The 23,857-nt window shown below is 68.9% G+C and carries 23 protein-coding genes; 15 read left to right on the top strand and 8 right to left on the bottom strand.

Annotated features, from left to right (window positions below; all coding sequences use genetic code 11):
* Positions 1–104 precede the first annotated feature (104 nt).
* Complete coding sequence (locus tag C8D87_RS13175; protein ID WP_109639041.1) at positions 105–893, top strand: M23 family metallopeptidase; 789 nt, start codon at positions 105–107, stop codon at positions 891–893.
* 208 nt (positions 894–1,101) lie between these two features.
* Here the strand turns inward: C8D87_RS13175 and C8D87_RS45080 are convergent, their stop codons facing one another.
* Together C8D87_RS45080 and pcrA are read right to left on the bottom strand one after the other, a co-directional pair.
* Positions 1,102–1,341 (bottom strand): hypothetical protein, encoded by a 240-nt coding sequence (locus C8D87_RS45080; protein ID WP_146771695.1) that lies wholly within the window; start codon positions 1,339–1,341, stop codon positions 1,102–1,104.
* 816 nt (positions 1,342–2,157) lie between these two features.
* Complete coding sequence (gene pcrA, locus C8D87_RS13170; RefSeq protein WP_112226805.1) at positions 2,158–4,470, bottom strand: DNA helicase PcrA; 2,313 nt, start codon at positions 4,468–4,470, stop codon at positions 2,158–2,160.
* Between the two features lie 145 nt (positions 4,471–4,615).
* On the opposite strand from pcrA, the gene C8D87_RS48545 reads away from it, so the two are divergent.
* The gene (locus C8D87_RS48545) at positions 4,616–5,041 is read left to right on the top strand and encodes a chorismate mutase (protein WP_267899860.1); all 426 of its coding nucleotides are present in this window, start codon (positions 4,616–4,618) and stop codon (positions 5,039–5,041) included.
* An 18-nt stretch (positions 5,042–5,059) separates the two neighbouring features.
* Here C8D87_RS48545 and C8D87_RS13160 read toward each other — a convergent pair whose 3' ends face one another.
* Complete coding sequence (locus C8D87_RS13160) at positions 5,060–6,112, bottom strand: arginase family protein (RefSeq protein WP_112227064.1); 1,053 nt, start codon at positions 6,110–6,112, stop codon at positions 5,060–5,062.
* A gap of 70 nt (positions 6,113–6,182) precedes the next feature.
* On the opposite strand from C8D87_RS13160, the gene C8D87_RS13155 reads away from it, so the two are divergent.
* The 7 genes from C8D87_RS13155 (at position 6,183) to C8D87_RS13125 (ending at position 13,729) form a co-directional block, all read left to right on the top strand.
* Positions 6,183–6,509 carry a hypothetical protein gene (locus C8D87_RS13155; RefSeq protein WP_112226804.1) on the top strand — a complete coding sequence of 109 codons (327 nt, stop codon included), beginning with the start codon at positions 6,183–6,185 and terminating at the stop codon, positions 6,507–6,509.
* 121 nt (positions 6,510–6,630) lie between these two features.
* Positions 6,631–7,500 carry a hypothetical protein gene (locus tag C8D87_RS13150; protein WP_112226803.1) on the top strand — a complete coding sequence of 290 codons (870 nt, stop codon included), beginning with the start codon at positions 6,631–6,633 and terminating at the stop codon, positions 7,498–7,500.
* 172 nt (positions 7,501–7,672) lie between these two features.
* Entirely contained in the window at positions 7,673–8,488 is an 816-nt protein-coding gene (locus C8D87_RS13145) for a superantigen-like protein SSL4 (RefSeq protein ID WP_112226802.1), read from the top strand.
* 166 nt (positions 8,489–8,654) lie between these two features.
* A complete protein-coding gene (locus tag C8D87_RS13140) occupies positions 8,655–9,542 on the top strand; it encodes a hypothetical protein (RefSeq protein ID WP_112226801.1) in 888 nt (295 codons plus the stop codon).
* 146 nt (positions 9,543–9,688) lie between these two features.
* Complete coding sequence (locus C8D87_RS13135) at positions 9,689–11,011, top strand: serine/threonine-protein kinase (protein ID WP_233442057.1); 1,323 nt, start codon at positions 9,689–9,691, stop codon at positions 11,009–11,011.
* Positions 11,012–11,130: 119 nt separating this feature from the next.
* A complete protein-coding gene (locus tag C8D87_RS13130; RefSeq protein WP_112226800.1) occupies positions 11,131–12,747 on the top strand; it encodes a serine/threonine-protein kinase in 1,617 nt (538 codons plus the stop codon).
* Between the two features lie 91 nt (positions 12,748–12,838).
* Positions 12,839–13,729 (top strand): MerR family transcriptional regulator, encoded by an 891-nt coding sequence (locus tag C8D87_RS13125; RefSeq protein ID WP_112226799.1) that lies wholly within the window; start codon positions 12,839–12,841, stop codon positions 13,727–13,729.
* Positions 13,730–13,746: 17 nt separating this feature from the next.
* On the opposite strand, the gene C8D87_RS13120 is transcribed toward C8D87_RS13125, so the two are convergent.
* Positions 13,747–14,649, bottom strand: coding sequence for a LysR family transcriptional regulator (locus tag C8D87_RS13120; RefSeq protein ID WP_112226798.1), 903 nt, complete (start codon positions 14,647–14,649; stop codon positions 13,747–13,749).
* 81 nt (positions 14,650–14,730) lie between these two features.
* Here C8D87_RS13120 and C8D87_RS13115 point away from each other — a divergent pair, with 81 nt between their 5' ends.
* The 3 genes from C8D87_RS13115 (at position 14,731) to C8D87_RS13105 (ending at position 17,671) form a co-directional block, all read left to right on the top strand.
* Entirely contained in the window at positions 14,731–15,657 is a 927-nt protein-coding gene (locus C8D87_RS13115; protein WP_233442055.1) for a DMT family transporter, read from the top strand.
* A gap of 121 nt (positions 15,658–15,778) precedes the next feature.
* Positions 15,779–16,198, top strand: a complete 420-nt coding sequence (locus C8D87_RS13110) for an SsgA family sporulation/cell division regulator (protein WP_112226796.1) — start codon at positions 15,779–15,781, stop codon at positions 16,196–16,198.
* A gap of 186 nt (positions 16,199–16,384) precedes the next feature.
* A complete protein-coding gene (locus C8D87_RS13105) occupies positions 16,385–17,671 on the top strand; it encodes a serine/threonine-protein kinase (protein ID WP_411711359.1) in 1,287 nt (428 codons plus the stop codon).
* Here the strand turns inward: C8D87_RS13105 and C8D87_RS13100 are convergent.
* From C8D87_RS13100 to C8D87_RS13090, 3 genes are read right to left on the bottom strand one after another with little or no spacing between them, the layout of a single operon-like run.
* A complete protein-coding gene (locus C8D87_RS13100) occupies positions 17,664–18,245 on the bottom strand; it encodes a hypothetical protein (RefSeq protein ID WP_325049662.1) in 582 nt (193 codons plus the stop codon). The genes C8D87_RS13105 and C8D87_RS13100 overlap by 8 nt on opposite strands.
* Before the next feature lie 16 nt (positions 18,246–18,261).
* Positions 18,262–18,912 carry a response regulator gene (locus tag C8D87_RS13095; RefSeq protein ID WP_109639029.1) on the bottom strand — a complete coding sequence of 217 codons (651 nt, stop codon included), beginning with the start codon at positions 18,910–18,912 and terminating at the stop codon, positions 18,262–18,264.
* Positions 18,909–20,078, bottom strand: a complete 1,170-nt coding sequence (locus C8D87_RS13090; RefSeq protein WP_411711358.1) for an ATP-binding protein — start codon at positions 20,076–20,078, stop codon at positions 18,909–18,911. Before C8D87_RS13090 ends, C8D87_RS13095 begins: the two co-directional genes overlap by 4 nt.
* Positions 20,079–20,210: 132 nt before the next feature.
* Between C8D87_RS13090 and C8D87_RS13085 the strand changes: the two genes are divergently transcribed.
* Both C8D87_RS13085 and C8D87_RS13080 read left to right on the top strand, forming a co-directional pair.
* Entirely contained in the window at positions 20,211–21,380 is a 1,170-nt protein-coding gene (locus C8D87_RS13085) for a PspC domain-containing protein (protein WP_233442053.1), read from the top strand.
* Entirely contained in the window at positions 21,373–21,567 is a 195-nt protein-coding gene (locus C8D87_RS13080) for a hypothetical protein (protein ID WP_109639027.1), read from the top strand. The genes C8D87_RS13085 and C8D87_RS13080 overlap by 8 nt, the downstream gene beginning before the upstream one ends.
* Positions 21,568–21,609: 42 nt before the next feature.
* On the opposite strand, the gene guaA is transcribed toward C8D87_RS13080, so the two are convergent.
* Positions 21,610–23,169, bottom strand: coding sequence for a glutamine-hydrolyzing GMP synthase (gene guaA, locus C8D87_RS13075; RefSeq protein ID WP_112226793.1), 1,560 nt, complete (start codon positions 23,167–23,169; stop codon positions 21,610–21,612).
* A gap of 19 nt (positions 23,170–23,188) precedes the next feature.
* On the opposite strand from guaA, the gene C8D87_RS13070 reads away from it, so the two are divergent.
* Entirely contained in the window at positions 23,189–23,857 is a 669-nt protein-coding gene (locus C8D87_RS13070; RefSeq protein WP_109639025.1) for an aminoglycoside phosphotransferase family protein, read from the top strand.

The raw sequence follows: 23,857 nt of genomic DNA, 5'->3' as shown, positions 1-23,857 counted from the left end.
TGATCACAGAAGGACACCGAGTCAGAACCCCGAAATCTGGCTCCCCGGGAATCCCCCGCCCGGCAGTCCACAGATCAGGCTCCCCGAAGGCGGAAGGGCAAGCTTTGAGTCACCACCGCTCCCCCGGCGGCCATGAACGCAGTGCTGCGCTTGACGAGGCGGTCGACCGCGCCTCCACGCGCACGGTCAGCTCCCACCGGCTCCCCCCGCCACCGTCGGCGCTTCGCGGACGAATCGTCGTCGCCGCCGTCGCAGTAGGTGCTTTCGCCGCAGCAGGCGCAGGTCAGACCCTGCAGGCCGCCGCGGACGACAGCAAGGACGTCCAGCTCACGAACCACGCGGACGGCGCAGCCACGTTCGACGGCATGGGCGGCGACACCGCCTCCGCCCCGCAGATCCTCGCGGTCTCCAAGACCACCTCCGAAGGCTCCGCCGAAGCTGCGAAGATGCTGCGCAGCCAGCAGATGACCGCGCAGCGCGAGGCCGCGGAGGCCGAGAAGAAGCGCCCGAAGTTCTTCCGCCCCGCCGCCGGTGACTTCACCTCCGGCTACGGCGGCCGCTGGGGCACCATGCACCTCGGCATCGACATCGCCGGCCCCATCGGCACCCCGATCCTCTCCGTCGCCGACGGCGTCGTGATCGAGTCCGGCCCCGCTTCCGGCTTCGGCCTCTGGGTCCGCGTCCAGCACGCCGACGGCACCATCACCGTCTACGGCCACATCGACTCGTCCAACGTTCGCGAAGGACAGCAGGTCAAGGCCGGTCAGCAGATCGCCCGGATGGGTAACCGCGGGTTCTCCACCGGACCTCACCTGCACTTCGAGGTGTGGAACCCCGGTGGGCAGAAGGTCAACCCTCTTACCTGGTTGAACGCTCGCGGCGTCACCGTCTGATTCGGAATCTGCTGAACTACGGCTCAGTAGCTTTCTCGCGGGTTGGCGTGTTGTGTCCGCCGGTCCCGGACGACTGGGGGCTGTTCGGCGCCTCAGGAGGCTCAGGAGCCTCACCAGTCGCTGTCGACGACGGTGTCGGGTGGCTGTAGCGGGATTCGAGAGGCGCTGTAGCGGACTCGGGTCCTAGGTGCCGCTGTGGCGAGCTGGTTCAGGCGTCGCCGTGGCGGATCTCGTGGCTGATGAAGTAGGCCGTTGCCACTCGCCAGACTGAGCACATGTGTTTCCGCCATCGGGGGCCGCAGGCCTTGCAGGCGCCGGTGTCGGTTGGTTCGTGGAGAGACAGCAGGGTGCGCCAGGCTGCGATCAGCCTTGCTGTCGTTGGGGATTCCAGCTGGTTGAGACTTGCGAACACGCGTTCGTGCAGCAGGCTTGCCAGTACGTGATCCATTTGGAGCGCTCCCGCGGGGTTTGGTCCTCACGCGGTTGATGATGCTCCGGGGGTCTGACAATTTTTGGCGGCTGAGCCGGTGCGGTGGCCTGCGATGGGCCTTGCAGTGGCTTGAGCTGGGTGTTCACCCGATGCGGTTGGGCTGGTTTTGCAGTGCGGCCGGACCGCTCTCCCGTTCGGTCCGGCCGCACCTCGCTGCGAAGTTAGGCCCCCGCCGTCACTTCGCTCCCCTTGTCAGCAGGCTGCTCCCCTTGCCCTGGACCGCCCCGAACGTTCCTTGGCTGTGCTGCTTGCGACACCCACATAGACGTACGAGATGGCTCGTCGTTGCGCTGGTTTTCAGAGTTTCTGTGAGATTTCTGTGCGGTTGGGGTTGGTGCAGGTCAGGTGGGGTTGTTGGGGGCGCGTGGGGTGCGTAGGTCGTTCCCAGGTTGGGTTGGCGTGTCCCTGTTTGGTGTCCGTAGGTGGGCGCGTTGGGTGCGCATGTGGCGGTTGCGTGGGTTTCCTGGGCCCCGCCGATTGATCAAAGACCCACCATCGCCACGCGCAGGTGGGTGGCACGCCTGTTGCGTTGGGCGGCTTGCGGTTGCGTAGGTGGGTTGCGTTTGCGTGGGGCGTGTCCCGTCACGAGCCGTACCGGACCGAGCCACACCAGAAGGGTCAACGATCGGGCACGACTCGTGACGGGACCCACCCCACGGCAGCCCGCGTTGCGAAAAGCAGCTCGGCTTCGCCGTCGCCATTGCTCGGCTTCGCCATCGGCCTCGCCGCTCGCCTCCGGCTTCGCGAGAGGGAAGGAGGGAGGGAGGACTGGGGTTAGAGCTTGGTCATCGGGACGCTGCCGATCAGCATCAGGCGGACTGTTCCTGAGCCGCCGAAGTCGATCGTTGCGGTTGCTCGCAGGCCCGCGCCGTCCACTGCCACCACTCGGCCCAGGCCGTACTTGTCGTGGGTTACGCGGTCGCCCACCTCCAGCTTGAGGGCCGGGGCGTCCTTCCAGCCCGCCTTGCCGGGGGCTGGGCGGGTCAGGCCTCGGGAGGCTATGCCGCCTGAGGCTGAGCGGCCCCAGGTTGTGGCTGCGGCTGGGGCTGAGCGGGACGGCTCCACGCGGCGCCAGTCGATCAGGTCTTGGGGGATTTCGCCCAGGAAGCGGGAGGCCGGGTTGGCTGAGGGCTGACCCCAGGCTGAGCGGACCAGGGCCCTGGAGAGGTAGAGGCGGCGCTGGGCTCGGGTGATGCCCACGTAGGCGAGGCGGCGTTCTTCCGCCAGTTCGGCTGGGTCGCCCAGGGCTCGCATGTGGGGGAAGACGCCGTCTTCCCAGCCCGTGGAAAAGACGACCGGGTATTCGAGGCCCTTGGCCGTGTGGATGGTCATCAGGGTGACCACGCCGTCGGATTCGGCGTCTGGGATCGAGTCGGCGTCGGCCACCAGGGAGACTCGTTCCAGGAAGGCCGGGAGGGACGGGACCGGCTCGGCGCCTTCTGGGAGCTCCAGTTCGGTGAACTCCCGGGCCACGGTGACCAGCTCGTTGAGGTTTTCGATCCTCGTGTGGTCCTGGGGGTCCTCGCTGGCCTCCAGTTCGGCTCGGTAGCCGGTCCTTTCCAGGACGGCTTCGAGGATGTCGGCCACGTCGTCCTCGCGCTCGACCATCTCGCCCAGCTGGTCCATCAGTTCCACGAAGCCAGCGATTGCGTTGCGGGAGCGCGGGTTCAGCATGGGGACTCGGTCGTGCACGGCCTCGCGGAGGGCGGCGGCGAAGCTGATGCGCTCGCGTTCTGCGTAGGCGGCGACGCAGGCTTCTGCTCGGTCGCCGATGCCGCGTTTGGGGACGTTGAGGATGCGGCGGAGGGAGACCGTGTCCTCCGGGTTGGCGAGGGTTCGGAGGTAGGCGAGGGCGTCTCGGACCTCGCGGCGCTCGTAGAAGCGGACGCCGCCCACCACTCGGTAGGGGAGGCCCAGGCGGATGAAGATTTCCTCGAAGACTCGCGACTGGTTGTTGGTGCGGTAGAAGACGGCGATCTCAGAGTTGTTGACCTCTCCGCCGTCGACCAGGCGGTCGATCTCGTTGGCGACGAAGGCTGCTTCGTCGTGTTCGTTGTCGGCCACGTAGCCGACGATCTTCTCGCCCTCGCCGAGGTCGCTCCAGAGGGTTTTGTCCCGGCGGTTCGGGTTGCGGGAGATGACCGCGTTGGCGGCGGTCAGGATGTTCTGGGTGGAGCGGTAGTTCTGCTCCAGCAGGATCGTGGTGGCGTCCGGGTAGTCGCGCTCGAACTCCACGATGTTGCGGATCGTGGCGCCGCGGAAGGCGTAGATCGACTGGTCGGCGTCGCCCACCACGCACAGTTCGGCCGGGGGGATCTCGCCGCCCGCCTTGCCGACCAGCTCGCGCACCAGGGTGTACTGGGCGTGGTTGGTGTCCTGGTACTCGTCCACCAGGACGTGGCGGAAACGGCGGCGGTAGTGCTCGGCCACGTCCGGGAAGGTCTGGAGGAGTTCGACGGTGCGCATGATGAGGTCGTCGAAGTCGAGCGAGTTCGACTCGCGCAGGCGGCGCTGGTAGACCGTGTAGACCTCGGCCACCCGGCGTTCCAGGTCGTTGGTGGCCTGGGCGGTGGCGGTCTCCGGGTCGACGAGCTCGTTCTTGAGGTTCGAGATGTGCACGGCGAGGGTGCGGGCCGCGTACTTCTTCGGGTCGAGGTCGAGGTCCCTCGCGACGAGCGTGATGAGGCGACGCGTGTCGTCGCTGTCGTAGATCGAGAAGTTCGACGACATGCCCAGGGTCTTCGCCTCGCGGCGCATGACGCGGACGCACATCGAGTGGAACGTCGACACCCACATCGAGCGGGCGCGGGCGCCCACCATGTCGGCGACGCGCTCCTTCATCTCCGCGGCGGCCTTGTTCGTGAACGTGATGGCCATGATCTGGCCGGGATGCACGTCGCGTTCCGCCAGCAGGTAGGCGATCCGCCTGGTGAGGACGCGCGTCTTGCCGGAGCCGGCGCCCGCCACCACGAGCAGGGGTGAGCCGGCGTGCTCGACGGCACGGCGCTGCGCGGGGTTCAGGTCGTCGAGCAGGTGGCCCGCGCGGGAAACGGGGGGACTTGAGGGCAAGTCGAACAAGGCGCTCATCGTCCATCCACGGTACCGGGCGGCACCGACAAAACAGGTACCACCCGACCATGTGTTCGATGAGGTGTGCGCTGAGGTGCCGATTCCCACCTGGTGAGCCCGTTCACCGCGCGGACTTGGCTACGGGTGCCGGTTCTGTGCAACACTGAATCCGTGCGCGCGACGTTCTTCGAGTTTTTCTACGGGATCCGGACTCCGGCTCCCGTGGTCGTCCAGCGCTGAAAAAGCCACCACGAAGCCCCGGAGTCCTCGGACCCCGGGGCTTCGTTGCTTCCGGGGCCAGGACTCGAAGAGTCGAGAGGTCACAAAGATGGACACCACCACTACCGCACCCGACATCGACGAGCTGCGCCAGGAGATCGACCACCTGGACGCCGAGATACTGCGGCTCATCCAGCGCCGCGTCGAGGTTTCCAAGATCATCGGTGCGGCGCGGATGGCGGCCGGCGGGACGAAGATCGTGCACAACCGCGAGATCGACGTCCTCAACCGCTACAAGTCGCTCGGTCCTGAGGGCAAGGACCTCGCGCTGATCCTGCTCAAGATGGGCCGCGGCCCGCTCGGCAGGTAGGGAGCTTCCGGCCCGGCGTCACAGGACGCCGGGCCAAAAAGGCCTCAGGGCCGCGCGAACGCGTTCGAAGTCCGCGTCCACGAGCTGGGAGTCGTCCGGCACGTAGGCCAGCGGGTCCTCCAGCAACGGCTCCGGCAGCCGCAGCAGGCCCTCCACCAGCGAGTGCAGGCACAGCGCGGAGTAGCCGCGCAGGTAGCCGCCCTCCTGGGTGAGCACGACGCGTGGCCCGAACGACGCCACCCGGCGCCCGATCTCGCGGTAGCCGGCGGCCGTCAGGTTGTGCCGGCCGTTGGGGTCGAACGCCGACCCGTCGAACCCGGACGCGCACACCAGCAGGTCCGGCGCGAACTCGTGCAGCAGCGGGAGAGCGATCTCGTCGAGCGCGCGCAGGTACGCCGTGTCGCCCGCGCCCAGAGACAGCTCGATGTTCACGTTCCGGCCGTCGGCACCCACCTCCGACGGCGCGCCCGTCTGCGGGTGGTTGGTGCCCCACGAGCCGTGGCGCATGTGCACCGAGATGGTCAGCACGTCCGGACGGTCGTAGAAGACCTCCTGCGTGCCGTTGCCGTGGTGCACGTCCCAGTCCAGCACGGCGACCCGCATTCCTTGGCGCCGCGCGGTTTCCGCCACCAGTGCCGCGTTGTTCACGAAGCAGTAGCCGTCCGCCATACCTGGCTGCGCGTGGTGTCCCGGCGGTCGTACGAGCGCGTAGGCCAGCGGTGCGCCGGACTCCAGTGCCGCCAGCGACGTTCCCGCCGCCGCGCACGCCGCACCCCACGTCTCGGGTCCTACGACCGTGTTCACTTCCAGCGCCACACGCGTGGACACGCGCAACGAGTCCAAGTACGAGGCGGAGTGCACGCACAGAAGCTCGTCAACGGACGCATGGCGTCCCTCGTGCCACTTCAGGTGCGGAGCCACCGGACCGTGCGTCAACGCGTGCCGGAACGTGCGCAGCCGCGCCGCGTTCTCCGGGTGCGGTTCGGCGACGTCCAGCCACGGCCAGGAGCCCGGCAGCTCCCACAGGCCCTCACCGGCGTCGTGCTCGAGACAGTCGTCGTGCCAGAACATGTCCACCCGAACCGGATATCAGGGCGATCACGGATGGTCCACCGGAAAAATCTGGAGGCACACTGGAGACATGGGCATCATCGCCGTACTGATCGCCATCGCAGGCCTGCTCGCCGCCTTGGCGCATGACGCATACCTGGCCATGCTCGGTTCGGCCGCCAACAAGAAGGGGCTCGCGGGCGCGCCCGTCGCGCAGTTCGTCCGCACGCGCTGGAAGACCGCGATCCTGGCGACCGCGGGCGCGGCGATCGGCCTGCTCATCACCGGCGGTGAGTCGTTCGGTGCCGACCTGGTCGGCGCGCTTGTCGCGGGCGGCAGCGGTCTGGTCGCCATCAACGGCGTGCAGAAGACGCACAAGCAGCTGAACAGCGGTCAGGCCCAACTGCCACCCCGGTGAGTGCAAGACCCCGGCGCTCGGTTCACACAATCGAGTGTCACTCGTCCTGAAACCCCCCTTTTGGTTGGTCCGGTACCTCCGGACGGCCCTACGCTGATTGCGTCGCAGAGGGGTGTCGGGGATGGACGTACAGCCGGGCAAACATCGTCTCGACGACGGTGTCGCGCCACCACGGCGCCCCGTCGTCGGTGGCGACCGCATCCCGCTGCCCCGCGGCCGCCAGATCGACCCGCTGCAGGACACCGACGGGCTGCGCAAGTTCAACATCGGCCTGGTGCCCGCCTCGGTCACGCCGCCGCGCACCTGGAAGCGCGCGGCCTGGTTCGCCGTCGTCTCGTCGGTGCTCGTGCTGGTCGGCCTGAGCGTCGCCGCCGCCAAGCTGGTCGGCGGTGGCGGTGAGGTCGAGACGATCGGCCTGCCCGGCTATCCGTCGGACGTGCCACTGATCTCCACGCTGCCCACCGACGGCACGAGCCCGTCGGCCACCAGCGGCACCAAGCCGTCCGCCGCGAACACCGGCAGGGGTGCTCCAGTGCCGGGCACCGGTGTCAGCGGCGAGCCGGGCACCGGTGTCAGCGGCGAGCCGGGCACAGGAGGCCGGGGATCGGCCACCAACGCCAAGCCGTCCGGGCCGGTGCCGCCCGTGATCACGACGGTGCCGGTCTCGAACGCGCCGGTCGTCGACGGCTCCACGATCGCCCAGCAGACCGAGCACTTCTACCGGGAGATGACGACGAACGCGGACACCGCGCTCGCCATCACCACGGACACGATGCGCTCGAACGCCGGCGCGTTGCTGGAGGGCCGGCTCGCCGACATCTCGCTGATCGAGGTGAAGGAGATCGTCGTCGACCCGAGCAAGGGCCTCACCGTCAGCCTGCTGCAGGTGACGAAGAAGGACGGCTCGGTCAGCACCGAGAAGCGCGAGCTGAGCTTCACGCTGGGCGACCTGCCGCTGATCAACGGTGAACGGTTGAAGCTCGGCGGCTGAACCGGCTAAAGGTCACGGCCCGAGTTACCGACCGTAGTAAGTAGCACCATCGAGCGAATCCCCGGCACCGCTGAACGCCACGGACGGATGAAGTCCACCAAGATGCTGGCGTCGTCACGCGTAGCCACGGTACGTCTTCTGGTGACCACGGAAAGTACGGAGGACCAGGCCAGTGCAGCGTCCCGCGACGACCGGGCGGAGGCACACCCGCGCCGGCTCGATCAGCGTGGCAGAGCTGATCAAGCAGCAGCCGAGCCCGATGCGCATCCCGTCGAACGAGGAAGCCGCCACCGACGCTCTCGTCACATCACTGCTCGGTCCGACCGAGAACATGACCGCGACCACGGTCACGATCCCCGTCGTCTCCGGCCGTCGCCGGCGCATCAGGCGGAGCCGTGCTGCCAAGGCCGCCGGCCTGCTGACCGGCGCGATCGTGCTCGTCTCCTCCGTCGCGGGCGCGGCGATCCTCGCGAGCAAGCGGCCGGCGAACTACGGCATCCCGGTCTCCGAACGACCCGTCGCGCTGTCCGGCGCTAGCGCGTTGCGTCCCGACATCCTCTCGGCCCAGCTTCCGAACGAGCACACGCCGCTGCAGACCGCCGCCGACACCCCGATGCCGCAGCCGTCCGCTCTTCTGCTGAACATGCCGGAACCGACCACTCCCGAGGTCTCGACCGGCCCTCAGCCGCAGGTGGACGTGGTGAAGCGGTTCTACGAGCTGCTCACGACCAAGCCCAGCTCCGCGGCCAAGCTGCTGTCGCCCGACCTGGTCGGCGCCAACCCCAAGGAGTTCGTCGAGTCCTGGGGGATGATCAAGACCGTCAACGTCGACCAGACGTCGCTCCGGCCGGACGGATCGGTGCTCGCGGTCGTCTCCATGCAGGAGCTCGACGGCAGCTGGCTGCGCATCGAACAGCTCTTCTGGCTGACCGACACGACCCAGCCGCGGATCATCGGCACCGAGGTCCTTTCGGCGCAACGGAGCTAGGCCGCACCCGATTGATATCGCCGTTCGCAGTCGAACGGTGACCGCTCGTCGCGAAAACCTAGTTCAGATCGTGAAAATTCCCCCGAAGGGGTTACATCTCGGGTCACGATTCGGTATCCATGTTCCCGCCAGTGCGCAGACGCGAACTTGGAAGGGTGAACGAGCGGTGTCGATTGAGGACCATCGTCGGCGGCTGAACGGTTCGGCTGAGTCGACCGGCCAGCTGTCCGTCGCCGAGCTGATCGCCCGCCGCGAGGCGGAGACCGTGGAGTTCCCGGTGATCACCGACGACATCACCCCCGAAGCGTTCGAGCCGACGATCAAGTTCAAGGCGGTCAAGGCACCGGGCAGCAAGCCCAAGAAGCAGCCCATGAAGGAGCTGCACATCACGGAGCTGCTGCGCCGCGAGGGGCGCACCGACGACACGCAGCGCGGCGGGTTCACCGTCGGCAAGCTGGCCGCCGCGGCCAGCGGTGGCGTGGTCCTCTGCGGTTCGGTCGCCTTCGCCGCCTCGTCGTGGCTGTCCCCGACGGACGAGCGCCCGCTCGCCGAGGTGCGGTTCGACGAGCGCGCCCAGGCCCGCGGCGCGAGCGCCGGCACCGAGGGTGTCGTGAAGCTGCCGTCGAACAAGACGCCGCAGGAAGACGCCGCCCAGCCCGAGCAGGCCGACCCGACGACGAACCCGACCACCCGCGTCGCCCCGTACGTCCAGCAGCAACCACAGCGCCCGAAGCAGCAGACCCCGCAGACCCAGCAGCCGACGCAGCAGCCCACCCCCGAGGCGCCGCCGGCCAGCACGCCCCCCTCGTCCACGCCGCAGACCACGCCGGGCCTGAGCACGCCGCCGTCGAGCGAATCGCCCGCTCCGCCGCCGAGCTCCTCCGCGAACCCGCCCAGCAGCACGCCGAGCAGCACGCCGCCCAGCTCGTCGAACCCGCTGCCCACGCCGTCCAACCCGGTCGACGTCAGCGTGGACCTCGGGCTGCTGGACCCCGTCCTGAACACCGTTGGCGACACCGTGGGCGGCTTCGACTTCTTCGCCCCGGCGAACTGAGGCACAACCGGTAGCTCAGCGACCGCCCACGGCAGGGGTACCCTGTGCGGGCAAATCCGGACGACCGCTGACTACCGCACGAGGAGCACGAGCGTGGGACCTGCTGCCACCGCAGTCTCCCCATCGCCGCGCGGCCAGGTGATCGCGTGACGACGTCCGACGCCACCGACGGCCGGCTGGTCGCCGACCGCTACCGCTTCCTCGACCGCATCGGCTCCGGCGCGATGGGCATCGTCTGGCGCGCCCACGACGAACGCCTCGGCCGTGAGGTCGCGATCAAGCAGCTGCTCCTCGCGCCCGGCCTGGACGAGGCCGAGCAGGACGAGGCCATCCAGCGCGCCATGCGCGAGGGCCGGATCGCCGCCAAGCTGCACCACCCGAACGCCATCGCCGTGTACGACGTCGTCGAGGAAGACGGCGTCCCGTGCCTGGTCATGGAGTACCTGCCGTCCTACAGCCTCGCCGACGCGCTGGCCGAGGGCGGGCCGATGGACCCGATCGAGGTCGCCCACATCGGCGCCCAGTGCGCGGCGGCACTCGCCGCGGCGCACGCGGCGGGCATCGTGCACCGCGACATCAAGCCGGGCAACGTCCTGATCGCCGAGAACGGCGTCGTCAAGATCACCGACTTCGGCATCTCGCGCGCCTCGGACGACATCACGGTCACCAAGACCGGCCTGATCGCCGGCACGCCCGCGTACCTCGCGCCGGAGATCGCGCGGGGCCAGGACCCGACGCCGGCCTCCGACGTCTACTCGCTCGGTTCGACGCTGTTCGCCGCGATGGAGGGCGAGCCGCCCTATGGAGTGAGCGAGAACACTCTCGGTGTTCTGCACGCCGTCGCGGCCGGGCGGATCAACCCGCCGACCGTCGACCACCCGCTCGCCGACACGCTGCTGTACCTGCTGAACTACGAGCCGGACGACCGGCCGACGATGCCCCAGGCGCGCGAGCTGCTCAACGCGGTAGCGCACGGGCGTTCGCCGTCGTTCAGCGGCCTGCCTGTGCCCATCGGTCCTGATCCGACTACGGTCGTGGAGCCCGACCGCACCAGGGTCGTGCCGGTGGCCCGCACCGCACCTGCTCGCACCGCACCGCCGACGGTTCCTGCGGCAGGCAAGCAGCAGGACAACCGGCCGCTGGTGATCGCGGCGATCGTTCTGGCGTTGTTGCTGGTCATCGGTGGCCTGATGGTCGCGCTGGGCGTGTTCAACAAAGAAGAGAAGACGCCGTCCGCGCCGCCGGTCTCGTCGTCTCAGGTGACACCGACGACAACGTCTGTCGCAGAGGTGACGACCACCACGCCCGAGGCAACGACAACGCGCGAAACGACGTCTAGCACTACGACGACTACAACTACGACCACCACGACGACTACAACGACGACGACTACAACGCCGCCGCCGCCGTCAAGCACGACGACTACGACAACCACCACGACGCCGCCTGTGGTCAAGCCGACCACCTGAGCGCGTCGTGTCGTAGATATCTCGTAAGGTGGGTACCCGCACCGTTGGGGTGATCTGAACCCGATGGTGTGACGAGCCGTTGAACAGAGAGCTAAGTGACCGCACAGCGGGGAGCAACTGTGACCGACGATGGCCGATTGGTCGCTGGTCGCTACCGATTGAGCCAGCGGATCGGTAGCGGCGCCATGGGCGTCGTCTGGACGGCACACGACGAACGTCTGCACCGCACCGTCGCGGTCAAGCAACTGCTCTTGCAGCCCGGACTCGCCGAAGCCGACACGGACGAGGCGAAGAGACGGGCCATGCGCGAGGGCCGCATCGCGGCACGCCTGCAGCACCCGCACGCGGTCGCTGTCTACGACGTGGCCGAGGACGACGGCCAGCCGTGGCTCGTGATGGAGTACCTGCCGTCCAAGAGCCTCTCCGCAGTGCTCTCGGAGCGTGGCACGCTCCCGCCGCGTGACGTGGCCTCGATCGGCATGCAGGTCGCCTCCGCCCTGGCCGCCGCGCACAACGCGGGCATCGTGCACCGCGACATCAAGCCCGGCAACGTGCTGCTCGGCGACGACGGCACGGTCAAGATCACCGACTTCGGCATCTCCCGCGCGACCGGTGACGTCACCGTCACCGCGACAGGCATGCTCGCCGGCACCCCTGCCTACCTCGCTCCTGAGGTCGCCAAGGGCTACGACCCCGGCTCGCCGTCGGACGTCTTCTCGCTCGGCTCGACGCTGTACGCCGCGATCGAGGGCGAGCCGCCGTTCGGCCTGAGCGAGAACACCATCGCGCTGCTGCACAAGGTCGCCTCCGGCAAGGTCAACCCGCCGCGCAACGCCGGCCCGCTGACCGCGCTGCTGATGCGCCTGCTGCGCGCGGAGCCGGAAGACCGCCCGACCATGGCCGAGGCCCGCGACGCGCTCGCCGCCGTCGCGAACGGCCAGGCCGCCCCCGCCTTCACCCCGGCCGTGGTCGCCCCGACGCACCCGCCGTCGTGGCGTGGTGCCCCGGTGCAGCAGCAGCCGCAGCAACAGGCTGCCACGCGCGCACTCACGCCCCAGCAGCCGCCTCACCCCGCCGCGACCCGTGTGGACCTGCACACGCCTCCGCGCGCCATGCCCTCGCAGCAGCCGCCGTCGAACCACCGCCCGGCAGCCGCGCCCCAGTACTCGCAGCGCCCGAAGCAGACGCCGCTGTCGTCGGCGAAGAGCAAGAAGTCGACCGTCTACACGGCGCTCGCCATCGTGGCGGCGGCGGTGATCGGCATCATGTTCGCGAGCATTATCTCGAACAACGACAACAAGACCCCCGGCTCCGACCAGGCCGGCGGCAACACGAAGGTCCAGCAGACGCAGGACACCTCGAAGCCGTCGACGCCGCCCAAGTCATCGGGCAAGGCCGGTCAGTGGACGACCCAGCCGGGCCCCGAGGACATGCGCGGCTTCCTGAACGACTACTTCAACACCGCCCCGAGCTCGCCGGAAGAAGCCTGGAAGTTCGGCAACGCCAACTTCCAGGGCAGCTACCCCGGTGGTTACAGCGGATTCCAGACCTTCTGGTCGGGGATCAAAGAAGCCAAGGTCCTCAACGCGACCGAAAAAGAAGGCTTCTACTGGGAAGTCGAGATCGAGTACACCAAGAAGAGCGGTGGCACGACCACGGAACGGCGCGGTATCTCGTTCCAGTGGGCCAGCCCGAACTTCCTGCTGCACAGCGACAAGTCGCTCGGCGGGGTCTAGGCCGGGGCGGTGTCTACGGGGTTGCACCTTCCGTAGCGGCATGTGGTCCAGTGGACTCACGTCCCGATGCCTTTAGGGAAGGTCCCTGCTCGTGCATTCGTCCTTCATGCCACCCCGCCAGGTCAAGATCGGTGACGCGGCCGCCTTCGCCGGCACCACGCCGCGGGCGATTCGCCATTACCACGAGATCGGCCTGCTCCCCGAGCCCGAGCGGGGCGGTGATGACCGCCGCCGCTACGGGTACGAGGACATGATCCGCCTGCTGTGGATTCGCAAGATGGCCGACGCCGGGATCGCCCTGGACGACATCCGTGACGCCTTCACCACCGCCGGTGCGGACAGCGGAGACGGTGTCGCGGGCATCCTGGAGCGGTTGGAGGACACCCTCGCCGAGCAGGAAGCGGAACTGCGGCGGCAACGGACCGCCGTGCAGCGGATGCGCACCGAAGGCAGCCGGATGGGCCTGCTCTCCGACTTCGTCACCGAACGCCTCAAGAGCCTGCCGGAAGGCTCCCTGCGTCAGGCGGACCTGGACACTCTGCTGGTCACCGAGCGGATCTTCGGTCCGCTCGGCGCGGCCGTCCAGGCCACCCGCTTCGTCGTCCTGGCCACGCATCCCGCTCTGCGGGAGGAATCCGACCGCATCGATGCCGCCGAGGAGGCACTCGACGACAGCGTCGCCGTCGATGATCCACGGGTAGCTCAAGTGGCCGTCGAGCGGCACGCCTTCGAAAACGCCCTGCACGCCGTCATCGAGGAGTCCGGCGCGGATGAGGCCGACGATGCACTCTTCGACGCCTGGGACGCTTTGCACCCTGCTACCGCCGATGACGGTTCTGGCAGACGGGAGGCCGGCTCCATGAGCGCGTTCGAAGCCATCGGCAAGATGCCCTACGACTTTTCCCCGGCCCGCCTGCGCTGCATGGAACTGGCTGCAGAGCTGTCCGCCCAGGACTCACTCGCTGCCCAGAACACGCCCTAGGGGTGTTCTGAGCCTGGTCAGGAGGCCCGCGCGGCCTTCTCCAGGGCTTCGGCCAGCGCCACCACGGCGGGGTTCGACGCTGCTTCCTCGCGGTACACGACGTGGATGTGCCGCACCGGCTCTGGATTGCGCACCTTGCGCAGCACGACGCCCGGATGCGCATACCCCAGGCCCAGCCGGGGAATGATCGTGACACCGAGCCCGGCAGCCACGAATCCCTGTGCGGTCGCGTAGTCGTCGCTTTCCACGACGACCTTCGGTGCGAATCCCGCGCCGGCGCACGCGTTCACCACCAGGTCCTTGCACGGCCCCGTGGCGCCGAAGTCAGCGAAGATCCACGGCTCCTCCGCGAGCTCGCCCAGGTCGATCACGCGCTTGCGGGACAGCGCGTGGCCGCGGGGCAGCACGGCGAAGAACGGGTCGGCGAGCAGGTGCCGGGCGACCACGCCCTCGGGAGCGGGCTCGTCGGGTTCCAGCACGGTGATCGCGACGTCGGCACGGCCGGCGGCGAGCTCCTCGAACGGGTCGGTCGGCTCGGTGAGCTTCAGGTCCAGCTCGACGCCGGAGCGTTCGGCGCGGAACTGGGCCACCGCGGGTGGCACGAGCGCCGCTCCCGCCGTGGCGAAGTAGCGGACGCGCAGGATCCCGGCACAGCCCTGGCGCAACGCCGTCAGCGCGCTCTCGGCCTCGGCGAGCTGCTCGGCCACGCGCGCGGCGTGCTCGGTCAGCAGCCGGCCGGCGGCGGTCGGGCGGACCCCGCGGCCCACCCGCTCCAGCAGCGGCAGGCCCGCCTGCTTCTCGAGGCCCGCGACCTGCTGCGAGATGGCGGACGGGGTGTAGCCGAGGTTCGTCGCCGCCGCGGTGATGGAACCCGAGGTCACGACCGCCCTGAGCACCTGCATGCGTCGCACGTCCAGCATCCCTCAACCTTACAGCTCTGCTTAAAGGTTATGCACAACAATTAAATTGTATTTACGGGTTGGAGCACGCATCGTTGACATGTGAACCAACGCGGAACGTTGATCAGGATGGGCGTGCTCGCCCTGCTGTGGGGATCCAGCTTCCTGTGGATGAAGCTTGCACTGGGGAGCCTCGCTCCCCTGCAGATCTCGCTCGTGCGGACGTTCTTCGGCGCGGCCGTGCTGTTCGTCGTGCTCGTCACGGCGAGGATGACGCTGCCGCGCGACCGGCGGATCTGGGGACACATGCTGGTCGTCGCGCTGTTCGGCAGCGCGATCCCGTTCACCCTGTTCGCGATCGGCGGCCAGACCGTCGACTCCGGCGTGTCCGGCGTTCTCAACTCGACGACGCCGCTGTTCGCGCTGGCCATCGGACTGGTGCTGGGCACGGAGAAGTTCAGCAACCTCGTCCGGATGCTCGGCCTCGGCACGGGTTTCGCCGGCGTGCTGCTGATCTTCGCGCCGTGGCAGGCGGCCAACTCCATCGCGAGCTGGGGTGCGGTGCTGTGCCTCATCGGGGCCGCGAGCTACGCCGTCGGCTACTCCTACGCCGGCCGCAAGCTGGTCAACACGGGTGCGACCTCGACGCAGCTCGCCGCGATGCAGCTGACCACCGCGATGGGCCTGCTGATCCTCGCGGTGCCGTTCGGCGGGCTCGAGCCGGTGCACCTGCACTGGATCGGCATCGTCGCCGTGGCGATCCTGGGCATCTTCGGCACCGGCGTGGCTTTCATCCTCAACTACCGCGTCATCGCGGACGAGGGCGCCACCACGGCAACTACCGTCGGTTACCTTCTGCCCGTGGTCTCGGTACTCCTTGGAGCGATCTTCCTCGGGGAGCAGCTCAACACGAGGGTCGTCGCGGGCATGATCGTGGTGCTCCTGGGCGTTGCACTGACCAGGAGGCAGCCCGTCTCGGCTGGTCAGAAAGTCTCACCAAACGAGACGCGCGACCTGGTCAAACGCTGAGGGATGAGACGCCCGTCTCCCCCAGAAGGATGGTTCCGAGACGAATCGCGTCCTTATCCGGCTGCTTGGCCGTCTCCTGTTTGTGAGCGGACATGGAGACCAGCCTGGGAAGGACATCGACATGAACAACGAAAACCTGAAGGTCACCACCCGGACGACTTTTCAGCTGCTGGCCCCTGGCGCGGCTCCAGCGCCGGTGGTGGCCGAACTGGTCTACGACCCGGAGGACCCGTACGCGGTCGCCATCGTGTTCCACACGGGCACGGGCCGCGTCGAGTGGATGTTCGCCCGCGACCTGCTGGCCGACGGTCTGCTGACCCCGTCCGGTGAGGGCGACATCCTCGTCCGCCCCGCGTCCGACGACCCGGAGCGCGTCCTGGTCGAGCTGAACGCGCCGACCGGGTTCGCCATCCTCAGCGCGATCGCCGAGGACGTGGCGGCGTTCCTGGACAGCTCGTACGACGTCGTCCAGCCGGGCGAGGAGGACCTGTGGATCGACTTCGACCGGGAGCTGCAGAAGCTGGTCTCGACGATCGACTAGTTCTGCGGCGGGTGGTCTGACGGGCGCGGGAGACCACCTGAGGGTTCGTCGTCGTGGGCAGCGACGGCGAAGAGCCTGGACGAGTCCCCACCGGTGACGGGGATCCGCAGGGTTCGGCGGTGGTCTGCACCACCTGTTGAGCGTGAACCCCGGATGTCGGTCTCCGTGATTGATTACTCTCGTGGTGTGACAACCACCATCGGCGGCCGCTACACGCTCCTCGAGCGCGTCGGCAGCGGCGCGATGGGGGTTGTCTGGCGGGCGCGCGACGAACTGCTGGCGCGCGAGGTCGCGGTCAAGCAGCTCATCACCGGAGACCACCAGCGGGCGATGCGCGAGGCGCGCAACGCGGCCCGGCTGCACCACGCGCACGCGATCGCGGTGTTCGACGTCGTGGGAGACGAGCACGAAGAGCCGTGGATCGTCATGGAGTACCTGCCGTCCCGCAGCCTGTCGGCGCTCATCGCCGAGCAGGGGCCGCTCAAGCCGGCCCAGGCCGCGAGCATCGGCGCCAAGGTCGCGTCGGCACTGGCCGCGGCGCACGCGGCGGGCATCGTGCACCGCGACATCAAGCCAGGCAACGTCCTGATCGGCGACGACGGCACGGTCAAGATCACCGACTTCGGCATCTCCAAGGCCAGCGGTGACGGCACGCTGACCGAGACCGGCATGATCTCGGGCACCCCCGCCTACCTCGCGCCGGAGGTAGCGCGCGGCGAGCAGCCCGACGAGGCGTCCGACGTGTTCTCCCTGGGCGCCACGATCTACGCGGCCGTCGAGGGCGAGTCGGTCTTCGGGCCCAGCGACAACAGCTTCGGCCTCATCTACCGTGCCGCCAGCGGGCAGCTGCGGGATCCCAAGAACGCGGGCGAGCTCACCCCGTTGCTCATGCGCCTGCTCTCCCAGGACCCGAAGGACCGGCCGAGCGCGCAGGAGGCCGCGGACCTGCTGGCCGCCGAGCCGCAGCCGTCCCAGCCGCTTCCCATCCCCGAGCCGCGCAGGCTCAAGCCGCCGAACCGGCGGATCCTGGTGATCCTCTCGATCATCGGGCTGCTCGGGATCGGGGGCGGCGCGGCCGCCGCGTACTGGTCGGGCACCGGCGACCTGACCCCGATCAACGAGGCGGGCTTTCCCGACCAGCGGGAGGTCCGGTACTTCACGGCCCCCGAGGCGCGCACGTTCGTCTCCGAGCACTACGCCCAGCTGCCCGGCAACCCCGACGGGGCGTGGGCGAACCTCTGGGAACGCGCGAGCGAGCCGCGGGAGAAGTACGTTGCCCGGTGGAAGGGCTACACCGAGCTCCAGTGTCGCGACACCAGCGTGCCGGTGCGGTCGGCAGGCGCGAACTGGGTCGTCACCGTCGAGCTCGTCATGAACACGATCAAGGGCGAGCAGCAGCGCGGTGTCTACGAGGTCGAGGTCGGCAACGTGAACAGCCAGATGAAGATCGTCAGCTCCAAGCAGATCAGCTGAGCAGCCAGAAGCTGCCGCCGCCCACGATCACGCCCATCGCCGTCCCCGCCAGCACCTGCGCCGTCGTGTGGTCACCGAGCTCGACGCGCGACCACGCCACCAGCGCCGCCGGCAGCGCGATCAGCAGCAACCACGGGCCGTAGACGATCGCCAGTGTCACGACGGCCGCCCACGCCACCGCGGCATGCAGCGAGATCTTCCACCTCATCCCGAACGTGATCGCCATGCTGACGATCAACGACGCGAACATGCTGCCCGCCAGAGCGAGCATGCTCGACGGCGCGCTGCCCAGCACCATGATCACCGTGCCGGCGGCCAGCGACGCACCGGCCGTGACCAGCGGAACGAGCCGCCCCTCGCGGTTCGTGACGTGGTGGCCGTCCCACTTGCCCTTGCGCGCGCCTCTGACGATGACGGCCATCGGAATGACGGACGCCGTCACGGCGACCACGAACCCCCACAGCAACGTCTTCCAGAAGCTCTCCGTCGCCGCGGCCACGGCGAACGGCAGCAGTATCACCCAGACCCACGGTGCCAGCACCTCGGTGGCACCGCGGGCGACCTTTTTGATCAAGTCCCCCGGAAACCCTTCAGACCAGTCTGCGATCAGTGGCCCAGCGGGAGAGCTCGTACCGGTTGGAGAGCTGCGTCTTCCGCAGGACGCTCGACACGTGCGTCTCCACCGTCTTCACGCTGATGAACAGCTCGGACGCGATCTCCTTGTAAGCGTAGCCGCGCGCGAGCAGCCGCAGGACGTCCCGCTCCCGCGGCGTCAGCAGGTCGAGCTCGGGGTCGCTGATCGGCGCGGCACCCGGCCGGTCGGCGAACGCGTCCAGCACGAACCCGGCCAGTCGCGGGGAGAACACCGCGTCGCCCTCGCTGACCCGCACGACCGCCTTGACCAGCTCCTGGCTGGAGATCGTCTTGGTGACGTAGCCGCGGGCACCGGCGCGGATGACGTTGATGACGTCCTCCGCCGCGTCCGACACCGACAACGCGAGGAACGTGACCTCGGGAATCTTGGTCCGGATCTGCCGCAGCACCTCGGCGCCACCGCCGTCCGGCATGTGCACGTCGAGCAGCACCACGTCCGGTTTGTGGTGCGCGATGCCCGCCACCGCCTCGCCGACGCTGCCCGCCTCGCCGACCACTTCCACCTCGTCGGTGATGGTGTCGAGCTCGGCCCGCACCCCCGCGCGGAACAACGCGTGGTCGTCCACCAGGAACACCCTCACGGTCACGTCCTGGCCTCCGTCTTCCTCGGCATCTCCAGCTGCACCTCGGTCCCCTCACCGGGCGCGGTGCGCAGCCGCACCTGTCCGCCGTGCCGGTCCATCCTCCCCCGGATGCTGCCCGCGAGGCCATGCCGGTCCTCCGGCACGGCGTCCGGGTCGAAACCCTTGCCGCGGTCGCGCACGAACACGGTCACCTTGTCCGGTTCGATCTCGGCGTACAGGCTGACCTCGGCGACGCCTGCGTGCTTGGCGGCGTTCACCATGGCCTCCTTGGAGGCCTGGATCAACGCGAACATCCCGTCTTCCAGGTCGCAGTCGCCGACCACGACCTGCGACACGGCGATCGCGAAGTCGTCCTCCACCTCCGCGCACGTCTGGGCGATGGCGATGCTCATGGTCGTCGGCTGCTCGCCCACCTCACGGCCGTAGAGCCAGCTGCGCAGCTCGCGTTCCTGGCTGCGGGCCAGGCGCTTCACCTCTCGCGGCGACTCGGACTGCTTCTGGATGAGCGCAAGCGTTTGCAGCACGGAGTCGTGCAGGTGGGCGGCGATCTCGGCGCGTTCCTCGGTCCGGATGCGTGCCCGGCGTTCGGCGTCCAGATCGCGCACCAGCCGCATCCACAGCGGCACGGTCAGGACCGCGACACCGATCAACGTGGCGAGCACGGAGAGCACGACGGTCGAGAGGTTCTGGACCGAGTCGTTCGCGACGAGGAAGGCGGCCACGCCCGCCAGAACCAGCGCACCTCCCGCCACCGTCCGCACGATCCCCGTCTTCCCCTGCGCCAGCGCCCCGTCTTTCCAGCGACGCCGCTGTGCCTCGTCCGCCTCACGCCACACGACCGCGGCGCCCACGAGTGCCACGGCGATCGGGCCGGTGATCCAGCCGCTCGCCGCGCTGCCGATCAACCCGGTGAAGACCGCGACGCCGATGCCGACGGCGGCGAGACCGACGGCCTGCTGCCACTCCTTGCGGTCCTTCTCGGTCTCCGGTTCCGTCACCGTCGACTGCGGGACGAACATCCAGAGCAGGGCGTAGGCGATGATTCCGACACCGCTCAGCGCGGCGAACACGGCGAAGATCGCGCGCACCCAGAAGACCGGTGCGCCGAGGTGTTCCGCCAGCCCGCTCGCGACGCCCGCGACGACCCGGCCGGTGCGTCGGCGGCGCATCGGCTCAATCCGTGCACTCACCATCCGATCGTCACACGTCCCGGCGAGTTGTTCATCAGGGATGACCCCGGTTCCGCGAATCAGGGCTGGTCCCTGATGTGGTTCCAGGCGTGGAAGCGCAACCTTGTCACCGTGAGCGGGACTGAGAAGGCAATGCAGGGCGTGGCGGACACGCTCAGAGAGTTCTGGGCCCACCGGCCGGTGCGGCCCCGCGCGGGGCGCAAGATCGGCGGCGTCGCCACCGGTATCGCCATGCGCTACCAGATCGACCCGGTGATCGTGCGGATCGCGTTCGTCGCGCTCGCGTTGTCGGGCGGCGTCGGACTGCCGATGTACCTGGCGGGCTGGCTGCTGCTGCCCGAGGAGGGCGACGAGGTCTCCCCGCTCGAAGCCCTGATCAACAAGGGCACCAGCTCCATGTCGCAGGCGCAGACGGTGCTGCTGAGCTTCCTGATGTTCCCCGCGCTCGCGTTCACGTTCGGCAGCGGAGGGTTCCAGGTCATCGTGACGCTGGCCGCGACGGTCGCGTGCATCTACCTGCTGCAGAAGAACCGCGGGCACCTCGCGCCGGCGGCCGTCGCCGAGCCCGCACCCGTGCCACCGGTGGCGGGGGCGCCGGCCTGGGACCCGCTCGGTGCCGCCCCGTTCGCGTGGGACCTGCCGGAACCGGCGGCCGCGCCGCAGCCACCGGCCCCCAGGCCGCGCAAGCCGCGTGTCGCGCTGGCGACGGCAGGCGCGGCGGCGCTCGTGATCGCGGGATCCGCGATCGCCTGGACCTGGGCGCCGTGGTTCACGGTCCCGCACGTCATCGGCCTGCTGATCGCGGTGCTGGCGGCCGGTCTGCTGATCGGGTCGTTCACCGGCGGTGCCCGCGGCCTGATCTGGCTGCTGGTTCCGCTGTCCGTGGCGGGCTTCGGCATGACGGCGGTCGGGTTCGAGGGACCCCACAACCTGGGCAGCCTCTCGGACACGCCCAAGTCCGTCGCCGACGTGAAGGACCGCTACCGGATCGGTGTGGGCAGCGTGATGCTCGACCTCCGGCAGCTGCCGGACTCCGGTTCGGTGAAGACCGCGGTCGAAGCGGACCTCGGTGAGCTGATCGTGCACGTGCCGAAGAACGCGGACGTGACGTTCAACTGCGAGGCCACGTCCATCGGCGAGCTCAACTGCTTCGGGAAGACGGCCGAGGGCAGCGTCGAGCAGGTCAGCGGCACCGACTTCGGCGACAACGGCGAGGGCGGCTTGAAGATCGATCTGGACGTTCGGACGAACGTCGGAGAGGTGAAGGTGCTCCGTGACTGAGCCGGTGACGCGCAGGCGGATCGACCTGCTCAGCCTGATCTTCGGGATCGGTGGCGGTCTGATGGCGGCCTACGTGCTGAGCAACGGGACGTTCTGGTTCGACTTCCGGTGGGCGCTGGGAGGAACGGCCATCGTGGTCGGAGTGGTCCTGCTGACCAACTCCTTGAGGCGGAAGTCCCCGAAATGAGAAACGGCCCCCGGTCAGCTGACCGGGGGCCGTTTCTTCAGGTCACTCCCACTCGATGGTGCCCGGCGGCTTGGACGTCACGTCCAGCACCACGCGGTTGACCTCTGCCACCTCGTTGGTGATCCGGGTCGAGATCCGCTCCAGCACCTCGTACGGCAGCCGCGTCCAGTCCGCCGTCATCGCGTCCTCGGACGACACCGGGCGCAGCACGATCGGGTGGCCGTACGTGCGGCCGTCACCCTGCACACCGACGCTGCGGACGTCCGCGAGCAGCACGACCGGGCACTGCCAGATCTGGCGGTCGAGACCGGCGGCGGTGAGCTCCTCGCGCGCGATGGCGTCGGCCTGGCGCAGCGTGTCCAGGCGGTCCTGGGTGACCTCGCCGATGATCCGGATGCCGAGGCCGGGGCCGGGGAACGGCTGGCGCTGGACGATCGTCTCCGGCAGGCCCAGCTCGGTGCCGACGCGGCGGACCTCGTCCTTGAACAGCGCGCGCAGCGGCTCGACCAGCTCGAACTGCAGGTCGTCCGGCAGGCCGCCGACGTTGTGGTGCGACTTGATGTTCGCGGTGCCGGTGCCGCCGCCGGACTCGACCACGTCCGGGTAGAGCGTGCCCTGCACCAGGAAGCGGTAGTCGCCCTCGGCCTTGAGGTCGCGCTCCGCCTGCTCGAACACGCGGATGAACTCGCGGCCGATGATCTTGCGCTTCTCCTCCGGGTCGGTGACGCCGGCGAGTGCGTTGAGGAACCGCTCGCGCGCGTCGACCGTGATCAGGTTGACGCCCGTGGCGGCCACGTAGTCGCGCTCGACCTGGGCGCGCTCACCGGCGCGCAGCAGGCCGTGGTCGACGAAGACGCAGGTGAGCCGGTCACCGATGGCGCGCTGGACGAGAGCGGCGGCCACGGCGGAGTCGACACCGCCGGACAGGGCGCAGATCGCCTTGCCCTCACCGATCTGCTCGCGGATCCGCGTGACCTGCTCGTCCACGATGGACGACGTGGTCCACTGCGGACGGATGCCCGCGATGTCGTGCAGGAACCGGCGCAGCACCTCCTGGCCGTGCGGCGAGTGGTGCACCTCCGGGTGGTACTGCACACCGGCGAAGCGGCGTTCGGTGTCCTCGAACGCGGCGACCGGGGCACCCTCGCTGGTCGCGGTGACGGTGAAGCCCTCCGGCGCCTTGGTGACGGCGTCGCCGTGGCTCATCCACACCGGGTGGTGGCCGGGCAGCTCCTCGTGCAGCGAGCCGCCCGCGCCGGTGACGCCGAGCTCGGTGCGGCCGTACTCGCGGGTGCCGGTCTGTTCAACTGCGCCGCCGAGTGCGCGCGCCATGGCCTGGAAGCCGTAACAGATGCCGAAGACGGGGACGCCGGTCTCGAACAGCTTCGGGTCGACCTGCGGCGCGCCCTCCTCGTAGACGCTCGACGGGCCACCGGACAGCACGATGGCCAGCGGGTTCTTGTCGAGGATCTCGCTCACCGTCGCGGTGTGCGGGACCACCTCGGAGTAGACCTGGGCCTCACGCACGCGTCGGGCGATCAGCTGCGCGTACTGGGCGCCGAAGTCGACGACGAGAACAGGGCGGTTGCTGGTGTCGGACACACCGCCAAGGATGTCATGCGTGGACGGAGAGCTGCTGACCGGAGGCGGGCTGAACCAGGTGTTCAGGGTGGGTGACGCGGTGCGCAGACCGGCCGGTCCGTGGGCCCCTCGGGTGCACGAGTTGTTGCGGCACTTGGCACCTCTGGGGATCGCGCCGGTTCCGCTCGGACTGGACGGCGAGCACGAGCTGCTCAGCTACCTGCCCGGTGACGTTGGCCACGTGTTCCCGTCCGACGACGCCTCGTTGATCGAATCGGCGTTGATGCTGCGCAGGCTCCACGACGCGACACTCCCCCTCGTCGATCGGCTCGACGGGTGGCAGCACCCCGCCAGAGAGCCGGTCGAGGTGGTGCTCCACGGCGACTTCGCGCCGTACAACACCACCTATCGAGACGGTCTGCCCGTCGGCATCTTCGACTTCGACTCGGCGCATCCGGGACCGCGCTGGTGGGACGTCAGCTGGGCGATCATCCAGTTCGTGCTGGGGCTCCCCCACGAGCGCAAACGCCGTGCTCAGCTGTTCTGCGAGGCCTACGGATGCGTCTACAACGACGAGCACGTGCTGCAGCGACTGGACGACGCGATTCGCACCATTCGCGAGCATCCGGCGTTCGTGCAGCAACGCGCGGAACGTCACGACGACTACTACAAGGGACTCATCGAGTACGTGCAGGCCAATAGGGCTTAA

It is taken from the genome of Lentzea atacamensis, assembly GCF_003269295.1.
Classification (GTDB): domain Bacteria; phylum Actinomycetota; class Actinomycetes; order Mycobacteriales; family Pseudonocardiaceae; genus Lentzea; species Lentzea atacamensis.
The sequence above is the reverse complement of the archived record's forward strand: the minus strand, read 5'-3'. Positions and strand labels throughout refer to the sequence as shown.